Consider the following 3,850-nt stretch of genomic DNA (forward strand, 5'->3'; position numbering starts at 1 on the left):
AGGAGACGGAGGGGGAGGTAAGCGACCCACAAGCCGTCGTGCTTCCTCCCCCTCCGTCATGCTTCGCATGCCACCTCCCCCTGGCGGGGGAGGATGAGGGAGTCAGATCGGCAGCATGCGCCGGACGAACGAGCGGTCGCGCAGGATCTCGTGCGCGGCGTTGTGCCCCGGCGCGCCGGTCACGCCGCCGCCCGGATGGGTGCCCGATCCGCACATGTAGAGCCCCTTGATCGGCGCGCGATAGTCGCCGTGGCCGAGCACCGGCCGCGCTGCCCATAATTGGTCGAGGCCCATGGTCCCGTGGAAGATGTCGCCGCCGATCAGCCCGAACTTGCGCTCCAGATCGAGCGGCGAATGGATCTGCCGCGCGATCACGCTCGCCTTGAAATTGGGGGCGTGATCGTTGACCGTGTCGATGATCAGGTCGGCGACCGTCTCGCGCGCGTCGTCCCAGCTGCGGCCGTCGGGCAAAACGGGTGCGAATTGCTGGCAGAACAGGCTGGCGACGTGCATCCCCGGCGGCGCGAGGCTGTCGTCGACCGAGGTCGGCAGCTTCATCTCGACGATCGGCTTGCGGGACCAGCCCTCGGCCTTCGCGTCATCGAAGGCGCGGTCCATATAGTCCATGCCCGGGGCGATGATGATGCCGGCGGTGTGATGCTCGGCCTTGTCCCGGCCGGGAAGCACGCTGAAGTCGGGCAGCTCGCTGAGCGCCACGTTCATGCGGAACGTGCCCGAGCCGGTCTTGTAATTGTCGATCCGGCGGCGGAAGTCGTCCGGCAGGTCCGCGGGGTCCACCATCTGCCGGAACAGCAAGGCGGGCCCGACATTCGCAGCGACGATGTCCGCCGCGATCTCCTCGCCCGATTCGAGCCGGACGCCCGCGGCACGCCCACCATCGGTGAGCAGCTTCGCGACCGGCGCCTCGACGCTGATCTCGACCCCCGCTTCTTCGCACGCCGCCGCCATCGCCTGGGTGATCGCGCCCATGCCGCCGACCGAATGGCCCCAGGCGCCGAGCTTGCCGTTCACCTCGCCGAAGACGTGGTGCAGCAGGACATAGGCCGATCCGGGCGTCGACACGCCGGCATAATTGCCCACCACCGCATCGAAGGCGAAGGCGGACTTGACGTAGTCATGCTCGTACCAGCCATCGAGGAAGTCGCGCGCCGACTTGGTGAAGATGTCGAGCAGGTCGCGCTGCGCGCTCAGGTCCATCTTCGACAGCGGCCAGCCCTGCGCCGCACCCGCGAGCAGCGCGCGCAGGCCGCCGCCGACATTGGGCGGCGTCTTGAGCGCGAGGTCCCGCAGCACCTGCGCCACCTTCTCGAGCGCCGCATCGTAGCGCGGATAGGCCTCGGCATCCCTGGGCGAGAAGCGCGCGAACTCGGCCTGGGTGCGGGCGGTCCCGCCGCCGAGCTTGAGATAGTCGTTCTGGAACGGGAAGAAATTGCTGATCGTCCGCTCGATGATGCGGTAGCCGCGATCGTGGAGCCTCATGTCGGCGATCACCTTGGGCCTGAGCAGGCTGACGGTGTAGCTGGCGGTGGAGTTGCGGAAGCCGGGGTGGAATTCCTCGGTCACCGCCGCGCCGCCGACGATGTGGCGCCGCTCGAGCACGCGCACCTTCAGGCCCGCGCGCGCGAGATAGAAGGCGCAGACCAGGCCGTTATGTCCGCCGCCGATGACGATCGCGTCGTATCGCTTCATGATGCTCCCCCGGAGAATGTCGTGATCAGAGCGCGCCGGGGCGCGGACGGCGCGACCAGCCGGGCGCGGGCGCACGGTGCAGCCGCGCCTCGGGGATCAGCGCGCGCAGCTTCGCCGCGAAGCTCCTGAGGCAGACCTCGCTCGCGCCGATCGGCCCGGCGGTATAGCTTTGCGAGGCCATGCCCTGCTGGACGCGCTCGATCAGCCAGGTGTCCTCGGCATTGACCACGCGATTGATCCGCCAGTTCGCGTAGCGCACCAGCTTCATCTCGCGCCGTGCGTCGGGCAATGCGAACACCATCTCGCGCAGCACGCAGCTGGTCGGCGAGGTCGGCAGCCACTGCATGAAGTCGATCTGGTCGGGGTAGATGTCGAAGGCCATGTTCGGCCACAGCTTGTAATAGAGCCAGAGGCGCTGGTTCGCCTCGGGCAGATGGTCGACGCGCGGCAGATGCCGCTGGTAGAAGGCCTCCCACGGATTGGCCGAACGGCGATCGGACAGATAGCCCGACATCTTGTCGACCCATCCCGCCGCCTCGATCGCATAGCTCTTGCCGAACAGCCGGGTCAGCCCGTCATGCGCGACCGGGATGTGGAGGTTGTCCGAATAATTGTCGCCGACATTCTTCCAGTTGACCGCGCGCTCGCGTGTCCGGACGTCGCCGATCCGGCGCATCGCCTCGAGGCGATAGGGCGCGATCTCCGAATCATAGGGCGCCATCATCTCCGCGACCGACGGCCCGCCATCGTCCTCCAGCCGGACGAACACGAAGCCGCGCCAGATCGAGACCTGGACCGGGACGAGGCCGTTCGCGTCGAGCTCGAGCGCGGGATAGTCGCGGCGCATCGGCACGCCCGAGAGGCGGCCGTCGAGCTCGTAGGTCCAGGCGTGATAGGGGCAGACGAGCTTCCGCGCGCAGCCGGCATCGCCCTCGACGATGCGCATCGCGCGGTGGCGGCAGACATTGTGGAAGGCGCGGATCGCGCCGTCGCCGCCGCGGATCGCGACGACATTCTCGCCCAGATAGGCGAGCGCGCGCCAATCGCCCGGCGCGGCCAGGTCGCTCTCATGGCAGACGATCTGCCACGAAGGGCGCAGGATACGCGCCATCTCGAACGCGTGGAATTCGGGATCGCCGTAGATCCAGCCTGGAAGCGACCAGTCGGCATCGGGATCGCGCGCGTCGATCGGCTGCGGGGCGCGTGTCGCCATGGCGGGCTCCGGATTGCTTGTTGAACGATCGTATAATAAGCTCGAACGATGCGCAAGCCCGCCTTCACCCGTGCCGAAGCCGTTGCCCGCAGGCTGTCGCTGATCGAAGCGGCGGCGCGGGTGCTGGCGCGCGACGGGACGAGCGGCGCGTCGGTGCGCGCGATTGCGCTCGAAGGCGGGGTGTCGCCGGGCCTGATCGTGCATCATTTCGGCGGAGTCGATGCGCTGATCGCAGCGACCTACGCGCATGTCGGCGATCGAGTCGCGGCGGCGCTCGACGCTGCAGTAGCGGCTGTGGGCCCGGAGCCGCGCGCGCGCCTCAACGCCTATGTCGCGGCGAGCTTCGCACCGCCGATCGCCGATCGCGCCTTGCTCGCGACCTGGACGGCGTTCTGGGGGCTGGTGATCGCGCGCGCCGACATCGCGACGCTCCATGAGGCGCAATATGCGCGCTACCGCGCCGAAGTGGAGGAACTGCTCGGCGCGTGCGGGCTGGCGGCGCCGGCACGCCGACGCGCGGCGATCGCGATCACGGCGCTGGTCGATGGCCTGTGGCTGGAGTTGTGCCTGTCGCCGGAGGTGATCGGCCCCGACGAGGCGCGCGCGATCGCTGAGATGCAGATCGCGGCGCTGCTCGAGAGCTGCTGAACGGAGAATTCGGGATGAGTGGTGGCCCGGAGAGGATTCGAACCTCCGACCTCTCGATTAGGAATCGCTTGCTCTATCCTGCTGAGCTACCGGGCCACGCGCCGCTGGTACCCAGCCGGGCGGCAGGAATCAATTGCACTGCTCCGGCGGCACCACCGGCACGAGCAAGGGCGCCACGGGCACGCCCTCGTCGGCCAGTTCCTGCGCCTGTTCGGGCGTGGCCTGGCCGTGGATCTGCGCCGTCGGCTCCTCTCCCAGATGCATCGCGCGGGCCTTGTC

Annotated in this window: 4 protein-coding genes and 1 tRNA gene; 1 reads left to right on the forward strand and 4 read right to left on the reverse strand. The window is 68.5% G+C overall.

Annotated features, from left to right (window positions below; translation table 11 throughout):
• Nucleotides 1-102: 102 nt before the first annotated feature.
• Both MT490_RS04705 and MT490_RS04710 read right to left on the reverse strand, forming a co-directional pair.
• Nucleotides 103-1,713: an NAD(P)/FAD-dependent oxidoreductase gene (locus MT490_RS04705; RefSeq protein ID WP_297384711.1), complete on the reverse strand. Its 1,611-nt coding sequence runs from the start codon at nucleotides 1,711-1,713 to the stop codon at nucleotides 103-105.
• Between the two features lie 22 nt (nucleotides 1,714-1,735).
• Nucleotides 1,736-2,923 carry an aromatic ring-hydroxylating dioxygenase subunit alpha gene (locus tag MT490_RS04710; protein WP_297384707.1) on the reverse strand — a complete coding sequence of 396 codons (1,188 nt, stop codon included), beginning with the start codon at nucleotides 2,921-2,923 and terminating at the stop codon, nucleotides 1,736-1,738.
• A 48-nt stretch (nucleotides 2,924-2,971) separates the two neighbouring features.
• Here MT490_RS04710 and MT490_RS04715 point away from each other — a divergent pair, with 48 nt between their 5' ends.
• Nucleotides 2,972-3,571 carry a TetR family transcriptional regulator C-terminal domain-containing protein gene (locus MT490_RS04715; RefSeq protein WP_297384709.1) on the forward strand — a complete coding sequence of 200 codons (600 nt, stop codon included), beginning with the start codon at nucleotides 2,972-2,974 and terminating at the stop codon, nucleotides 3,569-3,571.
• 19 nt (nucleotides 3,572-3,590) lie between these two features.
• On the opposite strand, the gene MT490_RS04720 is transcribed toward MT490_RS04715, so the two are convergent.
• A tRNA-Arg gene (locus MT490_RS04720) sits at nucleotides 3,591-3,667 on the reverse strand.
• Between the two features lie 33 nt (nucleotides 3,668-3,700).
• Nucleotides 3,701-3,850, reverse strand: a 150-nt coding sequence (locus MT490_RS04725) for a DUF1178 family protein (RefSeq protein ID WP_297384713.1), incomplete at its 5' end; no start/stop codon positions are given.

This window comes from Sphingomonas sp. (assembly GCF_026460985.1).
Lineage (GTDB): Bacteria > Pseudomonadota > Alphaproteobacteria > Sphingomonadales > Sphingomonadaceae > Sphingomonas.